This is a genomic window from Neorhizobium sp. 05N33 (assembly GCF_056397445.1).
In genome coordinates this window covers 55571-82393 of record NZ_JBFTNK010000002.1, presented here as the reverse complement: position 1 = coordinate 82393, position 26823 = coordinate 55571, and the positions used below count along the sequence as shown (strand labels likewise).

The 26823-nt window shown below is 62.7% G+C and carries 20 protein-coding genes and 1 pseudogene; 10 read left to right on the top strand and 11 right to left on the bottom strand.

Annotation, left to right across the window (positions count from 1 at the left end; all coding sequences use genetic code 11):
- Window position 1: 1 nt before the first annotated feature.
- The 6 genes from AC1DLT_RS04630 to bglB all read right to left on the bottom strand — a co-directional run bounded on the left by AC1DLT_RS04630 (window position 2) and on the right by bglB (window position 8058).
- A complete protein-coding gene (locus AC1DLT_RS04630) occupies window positions 2-1054 on the bottom strand; it encodes a carbohydrate ABC transporter permease (protein ID WP_247038953.1) in 1053 nt (350 codons plus the stop codon).
- A complete protein-coding gene (locus AC1DLT_RS04625) occupies window positions 1054-2070 on the bottom strand; it encodes a carbohydrate ABC transporter permease (RefSeq protein WP_477486040.1) in 1017 nt (338 codons plus the stop codon). Before AC1DLT_RS04625 ends, AC1DLT_RS04630 begins: the two co-directional genes overlap by 1 nt.
- 195 nt (window positions 2071-2265) lie before the next feature.
- The gene (locus AC1DLT_RS04620) at window positions 2266-3534 is read right to left on the bottom strand and encodes an ABC transporter substrate-binding protein (RefSeq protein ID WP_477486039.1); all 1269 of its coding nucleotides are present in this window, start codon (window positions 3532-3534) and stop codon (window positions 2266-2268) included.
- 92 nt (window positions 3535-3626) lie between these two features.
- Window positions 3627-6113 (bottom strand): hypothetical protein, encoded by a 2487-nt coding sequence (locus AC1DLT_RS04615; protein WP_477486038.1) that lies wholly within the window; start codon window positions 6111-6113, stop codon window positions 3627-3629.
- Between the two features lie 11 nt (window positions 6114-6124).
- A complete protein-coding gene (gene kduI, locus AC1DLT_RS04610) occupies window positions 6125-6961 on the bottom strand; it encodes a 5-dehydro-4-deoxy-D-glucuronate isomerase (protein ID WP_477486037.1) in 837 nt (278 codons plus the stop codon).
- Window positions 6958-8058: a beta-galactosidase BglB gene (gene bglB, locus AC1DLT_RS04605; protein WP_477486036.1), complete on the bottom strand. Its 1101-nt coding sequence runs from the start codon at window positions 8056-8058 to the stop codon at window positions 6958-6960. The genes kduI and bglB overlap by 4 nt, the downstream gene beginning before the upstream one ends.
- A gap of 146 nt (window positions 8059-8204) precedes the next feature.
- Here bglB and AC1DLT_RS04600 point away from each other — a divergent pair, with 146 nt between their 5' ends.
- The 7 genes and pseudogenes from AC1DLT_RS04600 to AC1DLT_RS04570 all read left to right on the top strand — a co-directional run bounded on the left by AC1DLT_RS04600 (window position 8205) and on the right by AC1DLT_RS04570 (window position 17056).
- Window positions 8205-9254 (top strand): LacI family DNA-binding transcriptional regulator, encoded by a 1050-nt coding sequence (locus AC1DLT_RS04600; RefSeq protein ID WP_477486035.1) that lies wholly within the window; start codon window positions 8205-8207, stop codon window positions 9252-9254.
- Between the two features lie 157 nt (window positions 9255-9411).
- A pseudogene (locus AC1DLT_RS04595) lies at window positions 9412-9927 on the top strand (SH3 domain-containing protein); the annotation flags it as partial.
- A 341-nt stretch (window positions 9928-10268) separates the two neighbouring features.
- A complete protein-coding gene (locus AC1DLT_RS04590; RefSeq protein ID WP_477486484.1) occupies window positions 10269-11543 on the top strand; it encodes an aspartate kinase in 1275 nt (424 codons plus the stop codon).
- A gap of 81 nt (window positions 11544-11624) precedes the next feature.
- Window positions 11625-13892, top strand: coding sequence for a phosphoenolpyruvate--protein phosphotransferase (gene ptsP / locus AC1DLT_RS04585; protein ID WP_247038969.1), 2268 nt, complete (start codon window positions 11625-11627; stop codon window positions 13890-13892).
- 29 nt (window positions 13893-13921) lie between these two features.
- Window positions 13922-15004, top strand: coding sequence for a peptide chain release factor 1 (gene prfA, locus AC1DLT_RS04580; protein WP_477486034.1), 1083 nt, complete (start codon window positions 13922-13924; stop codon window positions 15002-15004).
- Window positions 15001-15864: a peptide chain release factor N(5)-glutamine methyltransferase gene (prmC, locus tag AC1DLT_RS04575; RefSeq protein WP_477486033.1), complete on the top strand. Its 864-nt coding sequence runs from the start codon at window positions 15001-15003 to the stop codon at window positions 15862-15864. Before prfA ends, prmC begins: the two co-directional genes overlap by 4 nt.
- Before the next feature lie 301 nt (window positions 15865-16165).
- Window positions 16166-17056: a DUF4167 domain-containing protein gene (locus tag AC1DLT_RS04570; RefSeq protein WP_477486032.1), complete on the top strand. Its 891-nt coding sequence runs from the start codon at window positions 16166-16168 to the stop codon at window positions 17054-17056.
- Window positions 17057-17138: 82 nt separating this feature from the next.
- On the opposite strand, the gene AC1DLT_RS04565 is transcribed toward AC1DLT_RS04570, so the two are convergent.
- Window positions 17139-18227, bottom strand: a complete 1089-nt coding sequence (locus tag AC1DLT_RS04565; protein WP_477486031.1) for a 3-deoxy-7-phosphoheptulonate synthase — start codon at window positions 18225-18227, stop codon at window positions 17139-17141.
- A gap of 384 nt (window positions 18228-18611) precedes the next feature.
- On the opposite strand from AC1DLT_RS04565, the gene clpB reads away from it, so the two are divergent.
- Entirely contained in the window at window positions 18612-21212 is a 2601-nt protein-coding gene (clpB, locus tag AC1DLT_RS04560; protein ID WP_477486030.1) for an ATP-dependent chaperone ClpB, read from the top strand.
- Window positions 21213-21502: 290 nt separating this feature from the next.
- Here the strand turns inward: clpB and groL are convergent, their stop codons facing one another.
- Together groL and groES are read right to left on the bottom strand one after the other, a co-directional pair.
- Window positions 21503-23146 carry a chaperonin GroEL gene (gene groL / locus AC1DLT_RS04555; RefSeq protein WP_038540272.1) on the bottom strand — a complete coding sequence of 548 codons (1644 nt, stop codon included), beginning with the start codon at window positions 23144-23146 and terminating at the stop codon, window positions 21503-21505.
- A gap of 59 nt (window positions 23147-23205) precedes the next feature.
- Window positions 23206-23502: a co-chaperone GroES gene (gene groES, locus AC1DLT_RS04550; protein ID WP_007752582.1), complete on the bottom strand. Its 297-nt coding sequence runs from the start codon at window positions 23500-23502 to the stop codon at window positions 23206-23208.
- Between the two features lie 452 nt (window positions 23503-23954).
- Here groES and AC1DLT_RS04545 point away from each other — a divergent pair, with 452 nt between their 5' ends.
- Entirely contained in the window at window positions 23955-24803 is an 849-nt protein-coding gene (locus AC1DLT_RS04545; protein ID WP_477486029.1) for a TIGR01459 family HAD-type hydrolase, read from the top strand.
- Between the two features lie 39 nt (window positions 24804-24842).
- On the top strand, window positions 24843-25823 hold the full coding sequence (locus AC1DLT_RS04540) for a bifunctional riboflavin kinase/FAD synthetase (protein ID WP_477486028.1): 981 nt from the start codon (window positions 24843-24845) through the stop codon (window positions 25821-25823).
- Window positions 25824-25827: 4 nt separating this feature from the next.
- Here AC1DLT_RS04540 and AC1DLT_RS04535 read toward each other — a convergent pair whose 3' ends face one another.
- Both AC1DLT_RS04535 and AC1DLT_RS04530 read right to left on the bottom strand, forming a co-directional pair.
- The gene (locus tag AC1DLT_RS04535; RefSeq protein ID WP_477486027.1) at window positions 25828-26286 is read right to left on the bottom strand and encodes a PIN domain-containing protein; all 459 of its coding nucleotides are present in this window, start codon (window positions 26284-26286) and stop codon (window positions 25828-25830) included.
- Window positions 26283-26555 (bottom strand): type II toxin-antitoxin system Phd/YefM family antitoxin, encoded by a 273-nt coding sequence (locus tag AC1DLT_RS04530; protein ID WP_477483837.1) that lies wholly within the window; start codon window positions 26553-26555, stop codon window positions 26283-26285. The genes AC1DLT_RS04535 and AC1DLT_RS04530 overlap by 4 nt, the downstream gene beginning before the upstream one ends.
- Window positions 26556-26823: the final 268 nt, after the last annotated feature.

Genomic DNA, 26823 nt, shown 5'->3' with positions numbered 1-26823 from the left:
CTTACTTCAGGCCGGTGCCGGCAATGCCGGTGGTGATGAAACGCTGCAGGAAGATGAAGACCAGCACGACGGGGATCATGGTCACGACCGTCATCGCCAGGATGAAGTGCCACTGGACGTTCAATTCGCCGGAATAGATGCTCAAGCCCACCTGGAGGGTGTAGAGTTCGCGCCGTGACAGGACGATCAGCGGCCACAGGAAGTCGTTCCAGCGCCAGACCACCGAGAAGATCGCCAGCACCGCAAGCGCCGGTGCCGTCAGCGGCAGGACGATGCGCCAGTAGATCTGCCATTCCGACGCCTTGTCCATGCGCGCCGCGTCGATCAGTTCGTCCGGGATGGTCAGCATGTACTGGCGCAGGATGAACACGCCGGTCGGTGTCGCGACCGTCGGCAGGATCACGCCCCAGAGACTATTGAACAGCCCGAGCGACGAGATGATCGAATAGAGCGGCACCATGATCACCGAAAGCGGTACCATCAGCGTCGCAAGGATGATCAGCATCGCCAGGCTGCGGCCCTTGAACTCATATTTCGACAGCGCGAAAGCGGCCATGGAATTGACGATCAGGGTGATCAGCGTCGCGGTCACCGTGACGAAGACCGAGTTCCACAGGTAGCGCAGGAAATCGAACTGGGTGAAGGGCGTCGTGTAGTTTTCCGTGGCGAACGAGACCGAGCGGACCGGCGTGCGGTCGCCGATATTGACGCGGACGATTTCTCCGGGCGCCTTCGGATCGACCATCTGGGCGACCAGACCGATACGGCGCACTTCGGCCAGCACCCTGGTCGAACCGTCCGGCATCTTGGCGTCGAAGAGCTGCAGCGGCTTGTCGTAGCCCTGCACCGTCGCCTGGCTGGTGATATAGGGCAGGATCGACGGCGGGAATTCGGCAAGTGCCGCCGGCGTCTTGAACGATGAGAAGGTGAGCCAGACGGCCGGGCCGAACATGATGATCAGTCCGCCGATCAGCCAGACCCAGGTGACAATATCCGTCCAGTGCCAGCTCTTGCCGCCGCGGCGGCGCAGAATGAAGCGGGAGGCTACACCCATCAGCGTTTCCCCTTCTTTTCGCCACGCTGGCCTATGCCGAGCTGGATCAGTGTCAGGACGACGAGCACCAGGCCCATCAGGATCGAGGCGGCAGCGGCAAGGCCCGGATTGCGGAGCGCCGAGGCAAAGCCGGTCTCGTAGATATACTGGGTCAGATAGAGCGTGCTGGTGCCGGGACCGCCGCCGGTCAGGACGTAGACCTCGTCGAAGATCTGCACGGCCTTGATCAGCGCCAGGACGACGACGACCAGAAGGTTCGGGGCGAGAAGCGGCAGCGTGATGCGCCGGAAGACGCGCGCCGGCTTGGTGCCGTCCATTTCGGCGGCTTCATAGAGATCCTTCGGGATCGCCTGCAGACCGGCGAGCAGGATCAGCGTGTAGAGGCCCATATGCGCCCAGATCGATACGCCGATCGTGGCGATGAAGGTCCAGTTGCGGTCGGTGAGCCAGGTATAGGGCTCGATGCCGAACTGGTAGAGGCCGAAATTCAAGAGGCCCTGGCGCTGCAGGATCCACTTCCAGATCAGCCCGACGACGACCGGCGACAGGAGGACCGGGAAGAAGAATACGGCGCGCCAGAAGGAGCGGGCGGCGAGATCGCGGTTGAGGGTCAGCGCCGTGATCAGCGACACGCAGATCATCAGCGCCACCTGCAGGATGACGAACCAGAACGTGTTGCCGACGGCGGCCCAGAAGGCATCCTCCTGGCAGGACATCGGGTCGAGGTAGTTCGTACAGGTGAAGAGGCGCTGATACTGGTCGGCGCCGACGAAGTTGCGCTCGGAAAGGAAGAAGGCGGTGCCGCCGGTCATCGAGTAGACGAAGTTGATGACGAGGGGCAGGAGCACGAAAATGCCGAAGATCAGCATGTTCGGGGCGAGGAAAACGGTCGCCATGCCGCCGATGCCGGTCGCTTTCTGGACGGCGCGCAGCGGTATGTCGATGATGCGCATCAAGAGATGCACGGGCGCCATGAGGAGGCTGCCGAGGCGTTCGGTGAGAGACGTCGTGCTCATGTTCGTATTCCATCCCTCCTTGTCTTCTTGTCCGGATGGCGAGGCTCGCCCCTCATCCGCCTGCCGGCACCTTCTCCCCGCTGGCGGGGAGAAGGGATATGCCGCGCCGTTGCCGATCCCCCTCGCCCCGCTTGCGGGGAGAGGGTGCGCCGAGCGGAGCGGAGGCGGGGTGAGGGGCTCACCCCAATGCTGTCATCAAAGGCCGCTGTCCTTGACCTTCTGGGCGATATCGGCGTCGATGCGCGTAAAGGCGTCGTCGAGCTTCAGTTCGCCGGCAAGGGTCTGACCGACGCGGGTGACGATCGCGGCATAGACCGTGTCGGACCAGCGCCAGCCGGGCAGCTTCAGGGCTGTGTCGGAGGTGGTCTTGGATGCCTCGACATACTTGGTCAGGGCCGCCTTGGCGAAGGCGTTGTCGGTCTTGAAGTCGAGGCCGCCCTTGTCGACGACGCCCTTGTGGCCGGGCAGGAACAGGGTGCGCTCGGAGAATTCTTTGACGATCTTCTCCTGGGCGAACCAGTCCATGACGGCTGCGACGTCCTTCGGGTTCTTCGTGTATTTCACAGCGACGAGCGCCGCGCCGCCGGGCATGCCGGTGCAGGCTGCCGGGCCGCAGGGGCTGCCGGTGGCGACCCAGTCGAAGCTGTTGCCGATCTTGGTGGCGAGGTTGGCCACCTGCCAGGAACCGGAATAATAGAAGGCGAGCTGGCCGTTGATGAAGTCCTCGGCCGCGGCGCGGTAGGTCGAGCCGCCGGCGGAGACCCAGACGTCCTTCGCAAACGAACCTTCGGCGACCCAACCGACGAACTTGGTCAGGAAATCCTTGGCGCCCTTGTCGAGCGGGGCCGGCTTGCCGTCCGGGCCGACATAGTTGGCGCCGTAGGACAGCAGCGGAGCGGTGAGGCGGTGGCCGGAGCGGTCGATCGCCATGGCGAACGGAAGCTTCTGGCTATCCTTGACCTTCTTTGAAGCTGCGGCCCATTCTTCCCAGGTGGCCTTCGGGCCCGGCATCGGAACGCCGGCCTGGTCGAACAGGGTCTTGTTGGCAAAACCGCCGGTCAGGGTGATCTGCGTCATGAAGCCGGAGATCTGCTTGGAACCGTCCGGACGCATCCAATCGGCCTGGGCGCCGAAATTATCGTCCCAGTACTTGGCGTCCTTGACCAGCGGGCGCAGGTCGAGCCAATGCCTGGAAAGGTCCTTGATCGCGGTGACGCGGGCGATATCCGGGCCGTTGCCGGCTTCGAGCTGCACCGGCAGCTGGTCCTTGATGACGCTGTAGGCAACGTTGTCGAGAATGACGTTGATGCCCGGGTTTTCCTTCATGAAACGGCCGACGAGGTCCTTCATGACGTCGCCTTCGACGCCGTCCGAATACCACATGATCCGCACGTCGCCGGCATGTGCTGCCGTCGACATGAGAAGGGCGAGCGCTGCGCCCGCCAGAAGCGATTTGGTTTTCATGCTCATTTCCTCCTCTGAATGGACGGGGCCTCCTCCCGTCCGGTTTCCTTAAGGCGCACATCTGTGCGCCTTAACCTGAAAATCCTTTTATATCATGCGGGGCGCAGCATCGTCGCTTCGCCCTTTACGGTGTAATCCGCCCGCGCGATCACGCGGCCTTCGGCCTCCACGGAGCCGTCCTTCCTGAAGCGGACGGTACCATATTCCGGGTCCTCGACAACGACGGTGCCGTCGGATTCCTGTCTCGGGGCGAGACCGCTGAAGCGGTACTCGACGGCGGTGAGATTGTCCGCCTCGCAGACGCGGACGATCCAGCGGGTCTTCTGGCCGTACTGGCGCAGTTCAGCCCCTGCCGACGGACCGTCGGTCACGGCCTCCAGCTTCGAGGGCGCGCGCAGCATGACGGCACCCTTGCCGGAGCGGGCAAGCGCCACGCCGCCGGAAACATGGGTTTCGTCGAACTCGGCCTTCGGGAACCAGGCATGGGTGAAATCCGGTTGTTCCTCGTAGGTGGTGAATTCGAGGACGGCGAGGCCGCGATACTGCTGGGCACGCGGGATGGTACCGCAGCCGCCCCAATAGGACGGGCGGCCGTAGCCGAACTGGATGGTTTCGCCCGGATGGTTGATCCAGATCGCAGCTTCCGGCTTGTCGCCGAGACGCAGGTGCAGGATGGTTTCCTGATAACCCCATTCGTCCCAGCGGTAATGCACCGTCGAGCCCATGGCGAAATGCTCGCCCTTGTAGTGATAGAGCGCCGCAAACGAGTTCTCGCCCTGGGCGAAACGCCATTCCTGGTGCTGGCTGCCGCGGTGGTCGGCAATCGCGGCAAACTCGGCCGGGATTTCGAGACCGTGGTCGCGCAGGCAGACGGCCATCTGCGGCAGGCAGTGGACGCGGCGGCCATACCAGCCCTTGCCCCAGAGCAGGCGGGCGACGCCGGAGAGTTCCAGCGAGCGGCCGGCGCAGAGCGTGTGCTCGTAGGAGCGGCCTTGCGCCGCGGTGACCATGCCGTGATGGGCCGAGCGGGCGATGATTTCGCAGAGGCGGACGATGCCGGCCTTGGCGCGGTCGGCGATATCCTTGTCGGGCGACAAGGCAGCCAGCGCGGTCAGGCCCTTGAGGTCGATCGGGAAGTAGGGGGCGGAGTTGAACTCGGCCATTTCCCAATGTTCGAAATGGTCGAGCCAGGCGCGGACGCGGGCAGCGCCGACCTTCGCCTGCTCCGAACCTTTGCGGCCGGAGCGGGCGAAGGTGGCGTCTGGGAGGAGACTGCCGCCGAGATAGGCTGACGTGTGGAAGAGCAGCGCGTGGTTTTCGGAGAAATACCACTGCACGTCGTTGCCCGGCTCATCCATCCAGTAACGGTAGTTGAGGATGGCGCCGTCGATGCGGGCACGGGTCTTTTCGTTGATATCCTTGCCCCAGACGGTGCGCGACCAGATGAGCGGCACCAGCGAGAAATCGGCGCAGTCGTGGCAGTCTTCGATCGAGGGCAGGATTTCCTCGATCATCGCATCCGTATCGGGGCCGGAGCGGCCGCTTGCGAGACGGGCGAAGGCACGCACGGTGTCGCGTTCGGAATTCTCCGAAATCTGCGTCAGGGTCTCGGCGATGCGATCGCTCAGCGATGCAGGAGCCTGGCCCTGGCTTTCGGCATGGCAGATCTCGACGCCGAGCGAACGGGAGACGACAAAGCCATCGGCGTTCAGCGTGATGCGGAAATGGCGGAAATCGGCGGGCGCCTTTTCGGACGGGCCGACATTGAGGCTGGTGGCGCCGGCGGGAAGGGTAAAGTCGAAATCGAAACGCTCGCGCGACATGAAGTCGCCTTCGACCGCGACATTGACCTTCACCTCGACCGGCAGGGGCTCGGAAAGAAGCAGGGTGATATCGCCACCGAAATAATGCTGGCGGTCGAAATACATGGTGTCCAGGGCCTGTTCGAGGCTTGCGGCGACGGCGCTTGCGACCGGAACGGGCAGGGCGACGCTGGCAGCCGGGCCGGAGAGATAGTCGAACTGGTAGAAATAACGGGCGTCACGTTCGGCGAGGTCGTCGAAGAACAGCGTGATCTCGTTGAGGCCGGCGACCAGCGGCAGCTCGAATTCCTGCTTGGCTTCGAGATTGCGGCTATAGGGCGCCATCCAGCCGGCTTCCGTGCCGTTGACCCAGATGACGGCGCCGCCGCAGGTGCCGAGGCGGATCTTTGCCGTGCCGGCGGTTTCCGCGTCGATATAGGTGCGGGTCCAGCTGGCGAGCCGGGTCGGGCGGAACCAGAAGCCGGAAAGATCGAGCCGCGGCGAACCGAAAGGCAGCCACCAGCGCGTGGCGTCGAAGGCGCCGCGGACATCCGGGCGCTTGCCGCGATAGGTCTCGGCAAAGATGGTGCGGCAGGGATATTCGTGCGGAATGAAGTTCTTGACCTTGGTCAGGAAGAAGAACGGGTCCATCTCGCCCTTCATCGGGGCGTCGGGCACGTCGAACCGTTCCTCGGTGATGCGGCCGAGCTGCCAGTACCGGACGGCTTCGCCCGGCTTCAAGGTTTTCCGCATCCAGTTTGCTTCGGGATTCATCATCGGTTCCGCACTTATCTAAGTTCGCTGAGGGCCACGGGGGCCACGTCGTTATATTCCTGGTTCTCGCCGGTCATGCCCCAGACGAAGGCATAAGGCCCGGTGCCGGCACCCATATGGATCGACCAGGCGGGCGAAAGCACCGCATCGAGGTTCTTGACCACGAGGTGGCGCGTCTCTTCCGGGCGGCCCATCAGGTGGATGACTCGTTCCTCTTCCGGCAGGTCGAAATAGCAATAGGCTTCCATGCGGCGCTCGTGCAGATGCGGCGGCATGGTGTTCCAGACGCTGCCCTCGGCCAGATCGGTAATGCCCAGCAGAAGCAGGCAGGACGGCGTGACTTCCGGATGGATGTACATGCGCAGGTTCCGCAGATTGGCGCGTTTGGGATCGCCAAACGTCAGCATCTTCGATTCCGCCCGCTTGATCAGGCGGTGCGGAATGTCGGCGCCTGCAGGAACGGAGTTCATGTAGAACCGGGCCGGCTTTTCGGCCGAGGCGCTGGCGACGGAGATCTCCTGAGCGCCACGGCCGACATAAAGCACGTCGCGGTTTTCCAGGGTGAAACTCTTGCCGTCGACCGAAACGACGCCGGTGCCGCCGAGATTGGCGATGCCCATTTCACGGGCCGACAGCAGGAAGGGCGTGCCGATCTCTTCGCCCGAACCGAAGCTCAGGGTGGACGAGGTCGGAACCGCGCCGCCAAGGATCAGCCGGTCGACATGGGTATAGGTGAAGCTGACCTTGTTCGTCTGGAACAGGTCTTCCATCAGGAATTCGGCGCGCAGGCGCGCGGTGTCGTAGGTCTTGATGTCGTTGGGGCCGGCCCCGTAGAGAACCTTCATCGTCATGCCGCCTCGTTTCCCGGTTCCACATGCCGGATGGCTTCGGAAAGGCAGAGGATCGAAAGCGCCTGTCCGTAGCCGGTCGGCTGGATCGGGATATCCCGATAAAATTGCAGATCATGGCCCATGCGCGTTCCATAGGAGACGTTGAGCACGGTGCCGGTTTCGTCGATATTGGCGAGCACGGCTTCCACGGCCTTGAGGCCGGCCACGCGCCATTCATGGGTGCCGAGGCCAAGGCGGTAACCCTTGAGCAGGCCGTAGCCGAAACCCGCGGTCGCCGAAATTTCCTCGTAGGACGACGGATCGTCGAGCAGGGTGCGCCAGGCACCGGAGGCCGCCTGCAGCGGCAGCAGCGCGTTGACCTGCGCCGTCAGCACGCCGAGCAGGAAATCCTTTACCGGCTTCGAAACCTCGGCGAGGTCGAAGAGGTCGAGCATGCCGGCGGTGATCCAGGCATTGCCGCGCGCCCAGCGGGCTTCCGCAAAATTATGGCGGCCCTGGAACGTCCAGCCGTGGAACCAGAGGCCGGTCTTGGTATCGGCAAGGTAACGGGAATGGACGAGGAACTGCTTCGACGCCTCGTCGACCAGTTCGCGGCGGCCGCTTGCCTCGCCATAGGAGGCGAGGAACAGGGCGACCATATAAAGTGTGTCGTCCCAGAGTTCGTCGTCATTGACCTTGTCGGAGACGTGATGTTCGAAGGCGCCTTCCTCGGTGCGGCCCATCTCGCTCATGACGCGGTCTGCCCAGGCGTCGAGAACCGGCTGCCAGCGCGGGTCGCGGGTTTCGCGCCAGAGGACGGACAGGCCGAGCATCGGTGCCGTGGTGTTGACGTTGAGCGTCGGAAGACCCGCTTCGATGCGGGACGCATACCAGTTCTCGATCAGCGCCTTCAGGTCGTCGCGGCCGGTGAACAGCCAGAGACGGATCAGGCCGTAAAGACCGACGCCCTGCGGCCATTCCCAGCTTTCGAAAGAGATATAGTCGCCGGCGGTCCCGTCGAGATTGGGTTCGTGGAAACGACCGTCGTCGCGAAGCCCGGTTATGCCGGCCACGAGGCGATCAAGCTTTTCACGGATATCCCGGGCTGAAAGGCCCATGTCTCAATTCCTCCCTTTGCTGCAGCTCTTGCCGCGCAGCATTTCACTCCGCTTCTCCCGAGCGATGCCCTCATGAAAACATTTGAAAATTGATTGCGCAATCTGAAAATTTTTTGCAGTGTGCGCATCTGTGATGGGAGGATGTGATGGCGACGACGATCGTGCCGGGCAAGCGCGGCAAAAAAAGCCGACGGGTGCGGCTGGAGGATATTGCGGAAAAAGTGGGCGTGTCGCTCAGCACCGTCTCGCGGGCGCTGGCCGGCGAGAAGGGGGTGCGCGCGGATATCCGCCAGCGGATCATGGAAGCGGCGAAGGACGCCAATTACGCGATGCCGACGCCGGTCGCCGGCAAGAAGGTGATCCTGGCAGCTTCGAGCGCGGCGATGATCGACTATGTGCGCAACCAGTTCACGCTCTATGTGCTGGAAGGGTTGCGGGACCGCGCCCAGGCTCTCGGGCTCGACATCGTCACCCGCGCCGTCGCCGATCAGTCGGAGGAAAAGGTGGTGCTGGAGGAGGCGCGGGTCGATCCGGACGTCGCGGGACTGTTGTTCCTGACCGTCGACGACGAGGGCATGCTCGACGCCACCCGCAGTTTCGCCAAGCCGGTCGTGCTGATCAACGGCGACGATCCGATGATGCGGCTGTCGAGCGTGACGCCCTGCAATCGCTCGGCGGCGCATCTGGCGACGGATTATCTGATCCGGCTCGGGCACAAGCGCATCCTGTTCCTGATGCGTCCCGGGCGGCGGACGATCGACCGGCGCCGGGAGGGCTGGCAGGATGCCTTCCAGCAGCACGGATTGCCGTGTCCCCCGGATCTCGTCGTGCCGGTCGACGACTGGCTGCCCGAGCTTGCCGCCCAGGCGGTGAGCGACCGGCTGCGGAAAAACGGGCTCGATTTTTCCGCCGTGCTGACGGCGGGCGACAGTCTCGCGGTCGGCGCGATGATGGGCGTGCAGCAGGTGGGTTATACCGTGCCGGGCGACGTTTCGGTGATGGGCATGGACGACCTGCCGCAGGCCGCCTTCCTCAATCCGCCGCTGACCACGGTGCATGTACCAATGCGCGAGCTCGGCGCCGTGGCGCTCGATCTTTTGAGGGACGGCATGACGGGATTTGCAAACCCGGCGCGGCGGGTGGAGCTCGCCTGTTACATCGCCGAGCGGCAATCGACCGGGCCGGCCAGAGGTTAACGCCTGCCAAACGGCGTATTCATGCGCCATTCAGCGGCTTGCTGGAACAATGCGGCTGTCTCGAACATTGATCTGTCGGCGAAATCCCTCCGGCAGATGTCAGCCCGGTTCGAACGCCATTTGGTTTCTCAGGAGGAAGCCCGTGAAGAAAATACTGATGTCCGTTGCGGCACTTTGCGCCCTGTTCGCGGCGCCGTCGATTGCGGATGCGGCCGTGCGCGGGGTTGCCACCGCCGATGTCAACATGCGGTCAGGGCCAAGCACCGGCTACCCGGCCGTCGACGTCATTCCGGCCGGTGCGGCGGTAACGATCTACGGCTGCATGAGCAGCGTCAACTGGTGCGACGTCGCCTTCGTCGGCGGACGCGGCTGGGTGTCGGGCAACTACGTGCAGGCGACCTATCGTTCCAACCGCGTCTATGTCGCCCCCGACTATTACGAGGGCCTCGGCATTCCGATGGTCACGTTCGACGTCGGCAACTATTGGGGCCGCTACTATCGCAACCGCGACTTCTACCGCGATCGCGACCGCTGGGACCGCTACGACTGGAGACGCGAATCGCGTCTTCCGCCGCCTCCGCCCCCGCCGCCGCGCTGGGATCGTGACGGAGCCCCACGCTGGGACCGTGATCGCAGCTGGAGCCCCGGCGACGCGCAGCCGCCTCGTCCGCCAGTCTGGCAGAGATATCCCGACCGTTTCTTCAGAGATCGGGATTGACTGCAACCGGCCTCTCAGCGGTTCGGCCGTGACGATGACCGGCAACCCGAACCGCTGATCCCGCCCAAAAATTCAAGGAGGCCGCCTATGGGTGGCCTTTTTGCGCTCGGCATTAAGGCAAGCTCATGCCGAAGCGTACCGCTCGGCCATGTTCTGACCATTGCGCCTTTTCAGCCTTTTCGATAAGAGACCCCGCAACTTGATGATCCTGTCATAAACGCCGGGATTTCGAGGCGGTTTGAAAGCAGGCGCCCAAGGCTCCCGATCCTTGAGGCGAAACAGTGGTTTTGGTCGGTATGGCTCGCATCGTCATGAAGTTCGGCGGCACTTCGGTCGCCAATCTCGAACGCATTCACAACGTCGCGCGCCATGTGAAACGTGAGGTTGAGGCCGGGCACGAGGTCGCGGTCGTCGTCTCCGCCATGTCCGGCAAGACCAACGAGCTGGTTGGCTGGGTCCAGGACATGCCGAAGGTCTCCGGCGCCAACTCGCCTTTTTACGACGCGCGCGAATATGACGCCGTCGTTGCATCCGGCGAGCAGGTGACATCCGGCATTCTGGCGATCGCCCTGCAGTCGATGGGCATCAACGCCCGGTCCTGGCAGGGCTGGCAGATCCCGATCCGCACCGACAGCGCCCATGGGGCAGCGCGGATCATGGAGATCGACGGGTCCGAGATCATCAAGCGGATGGGCGAGGGCCAGGTGGCCGTCGTCGCCGGTTTCCAGGGGCTCGGCCCCGACAACCGGATCGCCACGCTCGGCCGCGGCGGTTCCGATACGTCGGCGGTGGCGATCGCGGCCGCGGTCAAGGCCGACCGCTGCGACATCTATACGGATGTCGACGGGGTCTACACGACCGACCCGCGTATCGTGCCCCAGGCACGGCGCATGAAGAAGGTCTCCTTCGAAGAAATGCTCGAAATGGCCTCGCTCGGCTCGAAGGTTCTGCAGGTGCGCTCGGTCGAGCTCGCCATGGTATTCAAGGTACGTACCTTCGTGCGTTCCTCATTCGATGATCCAGATGCTCCGGGGATGGGTGATTTCGACAATCCGCCCGGAACGCTGATTTGTGCAGAGGAAGAAATCGTGGAACAGGAAGTCGTCACCGGCATCGCCTATGCCAAGGATGAAGCGCAGATTTCGCTCCGGCGTCTTGCCGACCGGCCGGGCGTGTCGGCGGCGATCTTCGGCCCGCTCGCCGAGGCTCATATCAATGTCGACATGATCGTGCAGAACACGTCGGAAGACGGTTCGCGCACGGACATGACCTTCACGGTGCCTTCCGGCGACGTGCAGAAGGCCATGAAGGTGCTCGACGACAACAAGGAAAAGATCGGCTTCGACGTCGTCCAGACCGAATCAGGCCTGGCGAAAGTGTCGGTCATCGGCATTGGCATGCGCAGCCATGCGGGCGTTGCCGCGCATGCTTTCAAGGCACTTGCCGAAAAATCCATCAACATCAAGGCGATCACCACCTCGGAAATCAAGATTTCGATCCTGATCGACGGTGCTTATTCGGAACTCGCTGTTCGGACTTTGCATTCCGCTTACGGTCTCGATAAGAGTTGAGAATGAACCGTTTGGACGCGCCGGCAGTGGCGGGCGCCGTCCTGCGGTTGGGGTGACCTCGTTTCGGGAGAGCATATGCCGATGAGAGACCTGTCGGCAGGTCCGCGCGTTCTGTTGAGGCGGCTACGCGAGTTGATGGCGGAGCCGCTCGAGCCACAGGAGCGCCTTGACCGGATCGTTCGCCAGATCGCCAGCAACATGGTGGCCGAGGTCTGCTCGGTCTATGTGCTCCGCTCCGACGGCGTTCTCGAACTTTATGCGACCGAAGGCCTCAACAAGGAAGCGGTCCACACGTCGCAGCTGAAGATGGGCCAGGGCCTTGTCGGCACGATCGCCGCGTCCGCCCAGCCGCTCAACCTTTCCGACGCGCAGGCCCATCCGGCGTTCCGCTACCTCCCGGAAACCGGCGAGGAAATCTACCATTCCTTCCTCGGCGTGCCGATCCTGCGGGCCGGTCGCACCCTTGGCGTTCTCGTCGTCCAGAACAAGGCGAGCCGCAACTATCGTGAGGACGAGGTCGAGGCGCTCGAAACCACGGCGATGGTGATCGCCGAGATGATCGCCACCGGCGAACTCAAGAAGATCACCAGGCCGGGCCTGGAGCTTGACCTCACCCGGGCCATCACGATCGACGCCGACGCCTATAACGAAGGCATCGGCCTTGGCCACGTGGTGCTGCACGAGCCGCGCATCGTCGTTACCAATCTTCTCAACGAGGACGCGGAGAAGGAAGTCACGCGGTTGGCGGAAGCGCTCGGCTCCTTGCGCATCTCCATCGACGATATGCTGTCGCGCCGCGAAGTCTCCCAGGAAGGCGAGCATCGCGAGGTGCTCGAGACCTACCGGATGTTTGCCCACGACCAGGGCTGGGTCCGCCGCATGGAAGAGGCGATCCACAACGGGCTGACGGCGGAAGCGGCGGTCGAGAAGGTCCAGAGCGATACCAAGGCGCGGATGATGCGCCTGACCGACTCCTATCTGCGCGAGCGGATGCATGATTTCGACGATCTCGCCAACCGGCTTTTGCGCCAGCTGACGGGTTTTTCCGGCCGCGCCTTCGACGAAGGTTTCCCGGTGGACGCGATCATCCTTGCCCGCGCCATGGGTGCGGCCGAACTGCTCGACTATCCCCGCGCCAGCCTGCGTGGCCTCGTGCTGGAAGACGGAGCGGTGACCAGCCATGTGGTGATCGTCGCACGCGCCATGGGCATTCCGGTCGTCGGCCAGGCGGCAGGCGTCGTGGCGCTTGCCGAAAACGGCGATCCGATCATCATCGACGGCGACGACGGCCAGATTCATCTGCGGCCGGTTCTCGACCTGCAGAAGGCCTATGAGGAAAAGGTGCGCCTGCGGGCCCGCCGGCAGGAGCAGTTCAGAGCGCTGAGGGACGTCGAGCCGGTCACCAAGGACGGCAAGCGCATCAGCCTGCAGATGAACGCCGGCCTGCTTGTCGATCTGCCGCAGCTTGCCGAGTCCGGCGCCGACGGCATCGGCCTGTTCCGCACCGAGCTGCAGTTCATGATCGCCTCGACCATGCCGAAGCTCGAGGAGCAGGAGAGTTTCTATCGCAACGTCATCAAGCAGGCGGCCGGGCGGCCGGTGACGTTCCGGACCCTCGATATCGGCGGCGACAAGGTCGTCTCCTATTTCCGCGCCCAGGAAGAGGAAAACCCGGCGCTCGGCTGGCGGGCGATCCGCCTGTCGCTGGACCGGCCCGGACTTCTGCGCACCCAGCTTCGGGCGCTGCTCAGGGCTTCCGCCGGCGCCGAGCTCAAGATGATGCTGCCGATGGTGACCGAGGTCTCGGAAATCCACGCGGTCCGCGAGCTGATGCAGAAGGAAGTGCAGCACCTTTCGAAATTCGGCCACAGCCTGCCGCGCAAGCTGCAGTTCGGGGCGATGCTCGAAGTACCGGCGCTGATGTGGCAGCTCGACGAACTGATGGCGGAAGTGGACTTCGTCTCGGTCGGCTCCAATGACCTGTTCCAGTTCACCATGGCAGCCGACCGCGGCAACGCCCGGGTTTCCGATCGTTTCGACAATCTCGGCAAGCCGTTCCTGCGCATTCTGCGCGATATCGCGCGGGCCGGCGAACGTAACAAGACGGTGGTGACGCTGTGCGGCGAGATGGCGGGCAAGCCGCTCTCCGCCATGGCTCTGCTGGGCATCGGTTTTCGCTCGGTTTCCATGTCCCCGACCTCGATCGGGCCGGTCAAGGCGATGCTGCTCGGGCTTGACATCGACAAGTTGTCCGCTGAATTGAACGCGGCGCTCGACGATATAAGGTCGCCGGAGCCGATCCGCGCGCTGCTTCTGCGGTTCGCCGAGGCCAACAATATCCCCGTCTAGCGGATAAAAAGAATAAACGGAGTTAGTGGGTGGCGAAGCTTCCTGTCGAAAAGATGCGCGAGCTGGAACGCCGGTTCGGCGAGATCGAGGCGCGCATGTCGGAAGGTCCGGCTGCCGACGTCTATGTGAAGCTGGCGTCGGAATATTCCGAACTGCAACCAGTGGTGCGCAAGATCCGCGAATACGAAAAGTCGATCGCCGAAGTGGCCGATCTCAGGGCGATGCTGACCGACAAGGGCACCGACCGCGAGATGCACGAGCTTGCGGAAATGGAGCTGCCGGAGGCCGAGGAGCGGCTCGAGACGCTGGAAAAGGACATGCAGGTCCTGCTTCTGCCCAAGGACGCGGCCGACGAAAGGAGCGCAATCCTCGAAATCCGGGCCGGCACCGGCGGCAACGAGGCGGCACTTTTCGCCGGCGACCTGTTCCGCATGTACGAGCGTTATGCCGCCACCAAGGGCTGGAAGGTCGAGGTCCTGTCGGCAAGCGAAGGCGAGGCGGGCGGCTACAAGGAAATCATCGCGACCGTGACCGGACGCGGCGTGTTCTCGAAGCTGAAGTTCGAATCCGGCGTGCACCGGGTGCAGCGCGTACCCGATACGGAAGCGAGCGGCCGCATCCACACCTCGGCTGCGACCGTGGCGGTGATGCCGGAGGCCGAGGAGATCGACATCGAGATCCGGCCGGAAGACATCCGCATCGATACGATGCGTTCGTCGGGCGCCGGCGGCCAGCACGTCAACACCACGGACTCCGCAGTGCGGATCACCCACATGCCGAGCGGCATCGTGGTGACCAGTTCGGAAAAGTCGCAGCACCAGAACCGCGCCAAGGCGATGCAGGTGCTGCGCACGCGCCTCTACGACATGGAGCGCCAGAAGGCGGACAGCGAGCGCTCCGCCGACCGCAAGAGCCAGGTCGGCTCGGGCGACCGCTCCGAGCGCATCCGTACCTACAATTTCCCCCAGGGGCGGGTGACCGACCACCGCATCAACCTGACGCTCTACAAACTCGACCGGATGATGGAAGGCGATATCGACGAAGTGGTCGATGCGCTGATTGCCGACTACCAGGCCGGCCAGCTGGCGCAACTCGGCGAGCAACGCGGATGACGACGCTCGGTGCGGCTGTCGCGGATGCCAGATCGCGGTTTTCGGCGGCGGGCCTGCCGGATGCGGCGATCGAGGCGCGGCTGCTAATTGGCGGCTTGCTCGGCCTTTCGTCGACGGAAGTTTTTACCGGCGGCGACCGTGTCCTGACGGACCAGGAATTGTCCCTCGTCGAGAAAGCGGTCGAGCGGCGCTTGAAACGGGAGCCGGTGCACCGCATATTAGGGTTACGTGAATTCCACGGCATGGAGCTCCTGATTTCGAAGGAAACGCTGGAGCCGCGCCCGGACACCGAAATCCTGGTAGATTCGATGCTCGCCTATGTGAGGCAGATTGTCGCAGGCAAGGGTTCGGCACGTATTCTCGATCTTGGAACCGGAACCGGCGCAATCGTTTTGGCACTGCTGAAAGAAAGCCCGCAAGCTCAAGGGATCGGCAGCGATATTTCGGAGGACGCCCTGCAAACGGCGTCGCGGAATGCGGCGCGGCTGGGAATGTCCGAAAGATTTCAAGCGATCCGCAGCGATTGGTTCGACGCAATTTCTGGCCGGTTCGACATAATCGTGTCAAATCCGCCTTATATACGTAGCGATGTTATCCCCGCATTGGACCCGGAAGTCCGGGATTTCGATCCGCTGACAGCGCTAGATGGAGGTCCGGATGGGCTCGAAGCCTATCGCGCGATTGCAGTGAGTGCAGGAGATTTCCTCGAAAAGGACGGCGTTATCGGCGTCGAGATCGGGTTCGATCAAAAGGAAACCGTGACCGCGATTTTCCGCGTCGCCGGCTTTACGCTGGTGGAGGCGCTACGCGACTACGGCGACAATGATCGAGTTCTCGTATTTACCGTGAATCATCCTTGATTTTGCAGGCAAAAGAAAAGGCTTGGATTCCCGGAGGAAGCGGGATAGCTTGCAAATACGCACTGGGACGGCTGGGAATGAACAGCGATTCGTTCGGGTTACAGGGCAACCCTTTGATCCTTCTCTTTTCGAAGAGTTGCGAAGGTTGAACAATTCCCGGTGCGTGAATCAGTTAATTTGACTTTCACAAGCGGCAGGACGCTTTGATCGGCCTGTGCGCGGCACGCGAAGTCTTGTTCGGCTCTGTCCGACAGACCGCGTGGCCCCTTATCAGCGAAGACAGAGAATTGGTGAACGATAGATGAGGCCAGGACAGCAGAACAAACGCGGTCGAGGTCGCGGCAGTAACAACAATAACAATAATGGCGGCGGCGGCGGTGGTGGAAATAACAACTTCAACCGCAAGGGCGGCAATCCTCTCAGCCGTACCTACGATAGCTCCGGCCCGGACGTGAAGATCCGCGGGACCGCCCAGCATATCGCCGAAAAATATAGCCAGCTCGGCCGCGACGCCCAAAGTTCAGGCGATCGCGTGATGGCGGAGAACTATCTCCAGCACGCCGAACACTATAACCGCATCATTGCCGCCGCACAGGCGCAGATGCAGGATCGGTTCCAGCACGACAATCGCGGTGAGTATCAGGATCGGGACGGCAACGTTCAGGATCAGGACGACATGGACAATAGCGACGGCGAGGACAATGGTTTCTCGCAGCAGCCGTCCATGGACGAAGCGCCGCAGCCGCACGTCCAGCAACAGCAGCCGCGCCGGGAGCAGCGTGAACAGCGCGAGCCCCGTGAACAACGCGAACCTCGCGACCAACAGCGCGAACCTCGCGACCAGCGGGAACCCCGCGAACAGCGTGACCAGCAGCGCGAACGGCCCCGTCGCGAGAACCGTCAGGAACAGGCAGCTGCCGCAACGCCGGTCCCGGCCGCGGTCGCAGCACCTCAGCCGGTTGCTCCAGTCATGGATGGTTCCGGCCCGCAGCCGGTAATCGAAGGCACGCCTGCCGAAGTGGCGGTCGAGGAAGAGGCACAGGCAGAAGCCACGCCGCGCCGTCGTCGCGCTGCCGGCAGCCGTCCGCGTCGTCCGCGTCGTGGCGAAGGCGCCGGTGAAGAGGGTGGTTCCGAAGGCGAAGCCTCGGGCGACGGCTCGCAGCCGGCCCTGGCGGATGCAGCTTCTGAATAAGCCATCCTTCAAATAACGAGATCAAAAAGGCCGCTCGGGAAACCGGGCGGCCTTTTTCTTCGAGCGGAGATTGCCTTCTGCTTCAAGCCGTCGGCTGGCGCCGATCACGGACGGCGCGGGCAAGCTCCTCGAGCACCAGGACCGATGTCTCCCAGTCGATGCAGCCGTCGGTGATGCTCTGGCCGTAGACGAGAGGTCTGCCGGGTACGAGGTCCTGGCGGCCGCCGACGATATTGCTCTCGATCATCATGCCCTTGATGGCCACGTTGCCGGCCGCGATCTGCGTCGCGACGTTTTTGACGACCAGCGGCTGGTTCATCGGATCCTTGCCGCTGTTGGCGTGGCTGGCATCGATGAGGATGCGCGGCTCCAAACCGCGTTTCGCCGCGTCCCTGGAAACGGCCTGGACATCGGCCGCCTCGTAGTTCGGCTGCTTGCCGCCGCGCAGGATGACGTGGCAATCCTCGTTGCCGGTCGTCGTGGCGATCGCGGCCCGGCCGTCCTTGGTCACCGCCGGAAAATGGTGCGTCTGCGAGGCCGCCAGTATGGCATCGAGCGCGACAGCGACGCCGCCATCGGTGCCGTTCTTGAAGCCGATCGGGCAGGAGAGGCCGGATGCCAGCTGGCGGTGTACCTGGCTTTCGGTCGTCCGCGCCCCGATCGCGCCCCAGCTGACGAGGTCGGCGATATATTGCGGGGTGATCGTATCGAGGAATTCGCAGCCGGCCGGAAGGCCCGTCGCATTGATGTCCAGAAGAAGCTGCCGGGCGATCCTCAAACCCTCTTCGATGCGGTAGCTGCCGTCGAGATGCGGGTCGTTCATCAGGCCCTTCCATCCAACCGTGGTGCGCGGCTTTTCGAAATAGACGCGCATGATGATTTCGAGATCGCCGCTGAAACGCCGTCGCTGTTCTTCCAGCCGGGCCGCATAGTCCCGCGCGGCAACCGGGTCGTGGATGGAGCAGGGGCCGATGACCACGATCAGCCGGTCGTCCTCGCCATGCAGGATGCGGTGGACGGCGTCGCGCGTCCGGGTCACGGTCTCGGTAACCGCCTCGTTGCGCGGGATTTCGCCGATGATGTCGGCGGGGATGGTCAGCGGTGTGATCTCGACGATGCGGCGATCGTCGATCGTATCTATCGAGGCATCTGCAGGTTTGGCATTCGGCACGGGTATGGCTCCTGTTTGGCGCTACCGTGCGGAATTGAAAAAGCCGCCAGGTAGACTAGCGGCTTGAGGGAATGTCGTTGCGTCGAAATCAGCTACGCACGGACCCGCATCCGCTGGGGAAAGCGGTAGCTATAAAATCGCGAGGCGTAGGCGGACGTGAAAGACATGCGGTTTCTCTATTCGCTCGATTGTGGATTGTCACGCGGAAAATTCGTGACGTTTCCGCTCGCGGATTTTGGCCGTCTGAACTCTTTAAACACCGGAATCCGCTTACCATATCTCCAGCAACGCCGAAACTTCGGCAGGGCTCGCCTTTGAGGGAGCTCAATCTCAATCATCGGTCCGTGCCTTATAATGGGCGGGTCGATCACTGGAGGTACCGTAATGAACATTGAAAAATACTCCGAGCGCGTCCGCGGTTTCCTGCAGTCGGCTCAGACCCAGGCCTTGGCCACGGGTCACCAGCAGTTCACGCCTGAACACGTGCTGAAGGTGCTGCTCGACGACGACCAGGGCATGGCGTCCTCGCTCATCGACCGCGCCGGCGGCAGTGCCAAGGAAGCGCGCATCGCCAATGACGCCGCGCTTGCGAAACTTCCCAAGGTTTCCGGCGGCAATGGCGAGATCTATCTCTCCCAGCCGCTCGCCAAGGTTTTCTCGACCGCGGAAGAGGCGGCCAAGAAGGCCGGCGACAGTTTCGTCACCGTCGAACGCCTGCTTCTGGCGCTTGTCATCGAGACCTCGGCTTCGACCTCTGCGACCTTGAAAAAGGCCGGCGTGACCGCGCAGGGGCTCAACCAGGTCATCAACGACATCCGCAAGGGCCGCACCGCCGATGGCGCCAATGCCGAGGCCGGGTTCGAGGCGCTGAAGAAATATGCGCGGGACCTGACGGCGGAAGCCCGCGACGGCAGGCTCGATCCGGTGATCGGCCGCGACGACGAAATCCGCCGCACGATCCAGGTCCTCTCCCGCCGCACCAAGAACAATCCAGTCCTGATCGGTGAGCCCGGCGTCGGCAAGACGGCGATCGCCGAAGGCTTGGCGCTGCGCATCATCAATGGCGACGTGCCGGAAAGCCTGAAAGACAAGAAGCTGATGGCGCTCGACATGGGTGCCCTGATCGCTGGCGCCAAATATCGCGGCGAGTTCGAGGAGAGGCTGAAGAGCGTCTTGAACGAAGTGCAGTCTGAAAACGGCGAGATCATCCTGTTCATCGATGAGATGCACACGCTGGTGGGTGCAGGCAAGTCCGACGGCGCGATGGATGCCTCCAACCTCCTGAAGCCGGCGCTTGCCCGCGGCGAACTGCATTGCGTCGGCGCCACCACGCTCGACGAATACCGCAAGCATGTAGAAAAGGACCCGGCGCTTGCCCGTCGTTTCCAGCCGGTCATGGTCGAGGAGCCGACGGTCGAGGACACGATCTCGATCCTGCGCGGGCTGAAGGAAAAATACGAACAGCACCACAAGGTCCGCATTTCGGATTCGGCCCTGGTCGCGGCTGCGACGCTTTCCAACCGCTACATCACCGACCGATTCCTGCCCGACAAGGCGATCGACCTGATGGACGAAGCCGCATCGCGGCTGCGCATGCAGGTGGATTCCAAGCCCGAGGAACTCGACGAGCTCGACCGCCGCATCATGCAGCTGAAGATCGAGCGCGAAGCCCTGAAGAAGGAAACCGATAGCGCCTCGGCTGATCGCCTGCAGCGTCTCGAAGGCGAAGTGACCTCGCTCGAAGAACAGGCGGATGCGCTGACGGCCCGCTGGCAGGCGGAAAAGCAGAAGCTCGGCCTTGCCGCCGACCTGAAGCGGCAGCTCGACGAAGCCCGCAACGAACTGGCGACTGCCCAGCGCAAGGGCGAGTTCCAGCGTGCCGGCGAACTGACCTATGGCGTGATCCCGGAACTGGAAAAGCGCCTCGTGGACGCCGAAGCCCAGGATACTTCGACCAATGCCATGGTGCAGGAAGTCGTGAACCCGGATGCGATCGCCCATGTGGTGTCGCGCTGGACCGGCATTCCGGTCGACAAGATGCTGGAAGGCGAGCGCGACAAGCTGCTGCGCATGGAAGACGAACTGGCAAAATCGGTCGTCGGCCAAGGCGATGCGGTCCAGGCCGTCTCGCGTGCGGTACGCCGTTCCCGCGCCGGCCTGCAGGATCCGAACCGGCCGATCGGCTCGTTTATCTTCCTCGGCCCGACCGGTGTCGGCAAGACGGAGCTGACGAAATCGCTCGCCCGCTTCCTGTTCGACGACGAAACGGCGATGGTGCGCATGGACATGTCGGAATACATGGAGAAGCACTCCGTGGCCCGGCTGATCGGTGCGCCTCCGGGCTATGTCGGTTATGACGAAGGTGGCGCGCTGACTGAAGCCGTCCGCCGCAAGCCCTACCAGATCGTACTGTTCGACGAGATCGAGAAGGCGCATCCGGACGTGTTCAACGTTCTTCTGCAGGTGCTCGACGACGGGCGCCTGACGGACGGGCAGGGCCGCACGGTCGACTTCAAGAACACGATGATCATCATGACCTCCAATCTCGGAGCGGAATACCTGACCGCTCTTCGCGAGGGCGAGGATTCCGAAAGCGTGCGAGAGCAGGTGATGGACGTCGTGAAAGCCTCGTTCCGGCCTGAATTTTTGAACCGCGTCGATGAGATCATCCTGTTCCATCGCCTGAAGCGCAACGAGATGGGCGCGATCGTCGATATCCAGATGAAGCGGCTGCTGTCGCTTCTGGCGGAGCGCAAGATCAGCATCGATCTCGGTTCGGACGCCCGCGAATGGTTGGCCGACAAGGGCTACGATCCGGTCTACGGCGCTCGTCCGCTGAAGCGGGTGATCCAGAAGTTCATGCAGGATCCGCTCGCCGAACAGATCCTCGGCGGCCAAATCCCGGATGGATCGGCCGTTGCGGTGAGTGCCGGTTCCGACCGGTTGCTCTTCCGCGTCAAGCGGGCGGTCAGCGAAGCCGCATAACCTGCCAAAACGGCGGCTCCGCAAGCCCAGCGTGAGGCGTCGAACAGCTCAGTCAAAGAATGGCCGCACCGGAAACAGTGCGGCCATTTTCATTGGGGGACGGTTTGGAACGGGTCGGGGCCAGATCTGTTTCGCGAAGTGCGCTCGCGGAGCCTCAAACAGAAAGGGCCCCGGTCAAACCGGAGCCCTTAATCGTTTTCAACTAGGCTGCTTCTTGCCGCCGGTTCAGCACGCTTGACGCGCTGAACCACGTGAGGTGAGAGGCGGCTTCGGCGATAGGCTTGCGCCTATCACATCATGTCCATGCCGCCCATGCCGCCCATGCCGCCAGGCATGCCGCCGCCAGCCGATTCCTTCTTCGGAAGTTCGGCGATCATGGCTTCGGTGGTGATCAGCAGCGAAGCAACCGAAGCTGCGTTCTGCAGAGCCGTGCGAACGACCTTGAGCGGATCGACGATGCCCATGGTGATCATGTCGCCATATTCAGACGTCTGGGCGTTGTAGCCGTAGTTGTCTTCGTTCTTTTCGAGGATCTTGCCGACCACGATCGAAGCTTCGTCACCAGCGTTTTCAGCGATCTGGCGAACCAGCGACTGAAGAGCGCGGCGAACGATGTTGATGCCGGCTTCCTGGTCGTCGTTTGCACCCTTTGCGGTGATCTTGACGGAGGAACGCAGCAGGGCAACGCCGCCGCCCGGTACGATGCCTTCCTGAACGGCAGCGCGCGTCGCGTTGAGAGCGTCGTCGATGCGGTCCTTCTTTTCCTTGACTTCGACTTCCGTCGAGCCGCCGACGCGGATCACGGCAACGCCGCCAGCCAGCTTGGCCAGACGTTCCTGCAGCTTTTCGCGGTCGTAGTCCGAGGTGGTTTCTTCGATCTGAGCCTTGATCTGACCAACGCGGCCTTCGATGTCGGCCTTGGAGCCGGCGCCGTCGACGATCGTGGTGTTTTCCTTGGAGATCGAGACCTTCTTGGTGCGGCCGAGCATGTCGAGCGTGACATTTTCGAGCTTGATGCCGAGGTCTTCGGAGATGACAGTGCCGCCCGTCAGGATGGCGATGTCTTCGAGCATGGCCTTGCGGCGATCACCGAAGCCCGGAGCCTTGACGGCAGCGATCTTGAGGCCACCGCGCAGCTTGTTGACGACGAGCGTCGCAAGAGCTTCGCCTTCGACGTCTTCAGCGATGATCAGCAGCGGCTTGCCGGTCTGAACGACGGCTTCGAGAACCGGGAGCATCGCCTGCAGGTTCGAGAGCTTCTTCTCGTGGAGGAGAATGAAAGCGTCGTCGAGATCGGCGACCATCTTTTCCGGGTTGGTGACGAAGTAGGGCGACAGGTAGCCGCGGTCGAACTGCATGCCTTCGACGACTTCGAGTTCGGTTTCGGCGGTCTTGGCTTCTTCGACGGTGATCACACCCTCGTTGCCGACCTTCTGCATGGCTTCAGCAATGTCGAGACCGACCTGCTTGTCGCCGTTTGCGGAGATCGTGCCGACCTGTGCGACTTCTTCCGAGGTCGAGATCTTCTTGGCCTTGGCCTGGAGATCCTTGACGACGTCAGCAACGGCGAGGTCGATGCCGCGCTTCAGGTCCATCGGGTTCATGCCGGCTGCAACGGCCTTGTTGCCTTCGCGAACGATCGCCTGGGCAAGAACGGTAGCAGTCGTAGTGCCGTCGCCGGCGATGTCGTTGGTCTTCGAAGCAACTTCGCGGACCATCTGGGCGCCCATGTTCTCGAACTTGTCGTCAAGTTCGATTTCCTTGGCGACCGATACGCCGTCCTTGGTGATGCGCGGAGCGCCGAAGGACTTGTCGATGATGACGTTACGGCCCTTCGGGCCGAGCGTTACCTTGACTGCGTCAGCGAGAATGTCGACGCCGCGCAGCATCTTTTCGCGCGCGGTGCGGCCGAACTTGATTTCTTTGGCTGCCATTTTGATAACTCCTGAAAAGGGGTGTCAGCGATTTAGAATGAAGAGTAACCGGCCGGAAATCAGCCGATGATGCCCATGATGTCGGATTCCTTCATGATCAGAAGGTCTTCGCCATCGAGCTTGACTTCGGTGCCCGACCACTTGCCGAACAGGACGCGATCGCCAGCCTTGACGTCGAGAGCAGTGATGTTGCCCTTGTCGTCGCGGGTGCCGGTGCCGACGGCGACGATTTCGCCTTCCTGCGGCTTTTCCTTGGCGGTATCAGGAATGATGATGCCGCCCTTGGTCTTGGCTTCGGATTCGACGCGACGAACAACGACGCGGTCATGAAGGGGGCGGAAATTGGTGCTTGCCATTGTCTAATCCCTCGATCAAATGACATGGACGGGTGAAACCCGTATCTCGGTGCTGTTAGCACTCCCGGTTGGAGAGTGCCAGCCGCGTCGAAATAGGGCTGGCTGGCGGATGAGTCAAGAACGGCCGTAAAATTTTCGAGACGGCTCGGAACTTCATACGAAATACGCTTAACGATACGGATGCTGGCTGAACGCCTGTTGTCTCGCGGAACTGCCGGCCGTCTGCGGCCACATCAGGGTCTCTCGTTTCGGCCACCCCTTCGGGCAGGTCGGCATGTTGCACGGGACTTTGGTGGAAGAATGGCGCCGACGCGGCTGCGATCCGGGCACCGGTGCGAAGAGTTATCCTTGCCGACCTCGGCGATCTCGTCGCGGTTTTTCTCCCGATTATCTCTTGTAATCCTCAACCGGGTTTGTCATGTGACCCGGGACTTGCGAGATGGGAAGATTACATGGCAAAGCGCATCGGCAATCTGAGCGAAGTGATCGGCGACTACGACGTTGTCCTCTCGGACGTCTGGGGTGTGGTTCACAACGGTGTCGAGGCTTTCCAGCATTCCTGCAAGGCGCTCGCCGCAGCCCGCGAAGCCGGCGCCACCGTCGTGCTGATCACCAATTCGCCGCGCACGGCTCCCGGCGTCATCGAGCAGATGCGCGCGCTCGGCGTGCCCGACGGCACCTATGACCGGATCGTTACGTCAGGCGACGTCACCCAGCACCTGATCGTCGACGGCCCGAAAAAGGTTTTTCTGATCGGTCCCGAACGCGACCTCAACCTGTTTGACGGGCTCGGCGTCGAGGTGGTCTCCGCCGACGAAGCCGAATGCATCGTCTGCACCGGTTTCTTCGACGACGAGAAGGAAGTCCCGGAAGACTATACCGACATGCTGGCAGCGTTTGCCAAGCGTGACGTGCCTTTCATCTGCGCCAACCCGGATCTTGTTGTCGAGCGCGGCCACAAGATCATCCCCTGCGCCGGCGCGGTGGCGGCCTATTACGAAGAGTTCGGCGGCAAGACCCGCGTCGCCGGCAAGCCGCACAGCCCGATCTACGAGGCGACGATCGAAGCTGCCCGCGAAGTGCGCGGCGATTTCCCGATGAACCGGGTGCTGGCGATCGGCGACGGCATGCCGACCGACGTGCGCGGCGCGCTCGCATACGGCCTCGACCTGCTTTATATCAGCGGGGGCATCCATGTTTCGGAATATACCGTCAACGGCCAGACCGACGAGGCGATCCTCAACGCCTGGCTGAAGCGGGAAAATGCCGCGCCGAAATACTGGATGCCGCGCCTCGCATAGCCCCCTGGGCCTGAATTGGGCCTGAACCGGAATCCGCGCATGACTGTCTTCCATCGCAACGAGAAGAAGGAACCGCTGCCCGAGGAACTGAAGGGCGGCGTCATCGCCATCGGCAATTTCGACGGCGTGCATCGCGGCCATCGCAGCGTGCTGGAGCGCGCGTTGGCACTTGCGGAACAGTGCGGCGTACCCGCCCTGGTGCTGACCTTCGAGCCGCATCCGCGCACCGTTTTCCGCCCGGAGGAACCGGTCTTCCGCCTGACCCCGGCGCCGCTCAAGGCGCGCCTGCTCGAGGCCATGGGTTTCCGCTCGGTGATCGAATATCCCTTCACCCGCGAGTTCGCCACCCGCTCGGCGGAAGAATTCATCCAGACCATTCTCGTGGATTGGCTGGCAGCCAGCGCCGTCGTCACCGGCTTCGACTTTCATTTCGGCAAGGACAGGAAAGGTGGTCCGGCCTTCCTGATGGCATCGGGCGCCAAGCACGGTTTCAACGTGCAGCTGGTCGATGCCTTCCGCGACGAGAATGCTGACGTAATCTCGTCCAGCCGCATCCGCGATCTGCTGGCGGAAGGCGATGTCTCCGCCGCGGCCGGCCTGCTCGGGTATCGCTACACGCTTGAGGCGGAAGTGATCGGCGGTGAAAAGCTTGGCCGCCAGCTCGGTTTCCCGACCGCCAACATGCAGCTGCCGCCGGAGGCCGTACTCAAGGCCGGCATCTACGCCGTCCGCTTCCGCCGCCCCGACGGCACGCTTTTCGACGGCGTCGCCAGCTACGGCCGCCGCCCGACGGTGACCGAAAACGGTGCGCCCCTGCTCGAGACTTACCTTTTCGATTTCTCCGGCAGCCTTTACGGCGAAACCTGTTCCGTCTCCTTCTTCGGCCACCTGCGCGACGAACTGAAGTTCGACGGGCTGGATGCCCTGGTTGCCCAGATCAAGCGGGACGAGGAAGAGGCGCGGGCGCTGCTGTCCGGCGTCAGGCCGCTCGGCGAGGTGGACGCCAAGATCGCGTTTTGAGGCGTTAGCGGCGACTCAGCGGAAACCGCTCGGGGTCGTCCTGCCAGGGATCGAAGATTGCAGCACCCGACGCGCGGGTGTCCTTCACGTTGCGGGTGGCGAGATAGAGATTGTGCTCGATCGCCGTCGCGGCAAACAGCGTGCCGATCACCGGCGGCGCATGGCTGGTCGCCTGCTTCACCCTTCCAGATATAGCGCCCCATCGCCTGACGATCGCGTCGCTGACGGAAAGGGTCCGGCCGGCAAACCTGTCTTCGAGCGCATCACGGGCTGCGGCATAACGATAGCGGTTTTCGTCATCCGGCGGCAGGTTTTCGATGCCCTTGTCATATTCCGCCAACGTCAGGATACTGATGAGGAAACGGTTTTCATCTTGACCGGCGGCCCACCGTTTGACGGAAGGAGCTCCGTTCGGATTGATCAGCGCGGCGACGACATTGGTATCCAGCAGCCAGCCGATCACAGCTCGATATCCCGACCGCGATCCGCTTCCCGTTCCAGCTCTAGCGTGTCCAGCCCCAGGCCTTCCATGAATTCCACGAAGGATTTCTCAGGTTCGGCTCTGGTCAGCCTCTCCAGCTCCTCGGTGCTGATCACGACGACGCTGTCACGACCCCGCACGGTCACGCGCTGGGGGCCTTCGCTATGCGCGCGCCTCACCACTTCGCTGAAGCGTGCCTTGGCATCCTCCAGTTTCCAGCTATTGTCGTGAGCGGTGGGCTTGCCCGGCATGAAAACCTCCAACTGGTCAGATAGTCAGATATAGTCTCCGCGCGTTTGAAAGTCTAGGACGACATCTTGGTTTTGCCCCTTCCTTTCCGGCGCAAAAACCCTTAAGAACCGCCACCATGAAAAAATTCCGGCTGGCCCAGATCATTCGAATTATAGGCCCGGCCTTCCGCGCGCTGTAAGAGCGGCCGGAGGGTCCGGGTTTTTGGCGCTTCATGAGCGCCTTCCGCCAGCGAATTTTCATCGAGATGCGCCCCGTCGCGGCGCCAGG